Source organism: Vescimonas sanitatis, from assembly GCF_049060325.1.
GTDB classification, from domain to species: Bacteria; Bacillota; Clostridia; order Oscillospirales; family Oscillospiraceae; genus Vescimonas; species Vescimonas sanitatis.
Window position 1 is genome coordinate 1 of the sequence record NZ_JBMGPW010000061.1, and the last position, 416, is coordinate 416.

Sequence of the window (416 nt, forward strand, 5' to 3'; positions counted from 1 at the left end):
CCACCAGGGTGACGATCGGACGGGGGCGACGCGGGGCGTCGTCGTACCAGTCCACGCCCTCCAGCTCCGGAGGGGTGCGCAGCTCTCGATCCATGGCCCCAGCCTCTCACGCCCCACGCCGACCCGGGCTCAACGCGGGTTGACTTGTCACGGGTGCTGGGTCCCTGGACCCGCGACAACTCAACCCGCGTTGCTGAGGCAGGGCGGTCAGTCCCCCTCGGGGACCTCGCCGGCCGACGTGTAGGCGGTCGGCGGGGTGCCGTTCACGAGCCAGTCGCCGGCCAGGCGCACCTTGAACGCCGCCGGGTCGTGGGTGGCGAGGGTGCGGGCGTTGCGCCAGTGCCGGTCGAGCCGCAGCGTGGCCGACGTCGCCGACGCGCCGAGCGTGTCGAAGATGCGGGTGCACACCTCGAGGA

General features: G+C 73.1%; 1 protein-coding gene. It reads right to left on the reverse strand.

What is annotated here, in order from left to right:
- Nucleotides 1–207 precede the first annotated feature (207 nt).
- The coding region (locus ACOMDU_RS13755) for a hypothetical protein (RefSeq protein WP_421130721.1) at nucleotides 208–416 on the reverse strand (209 nt) is incomplete at its 5' end.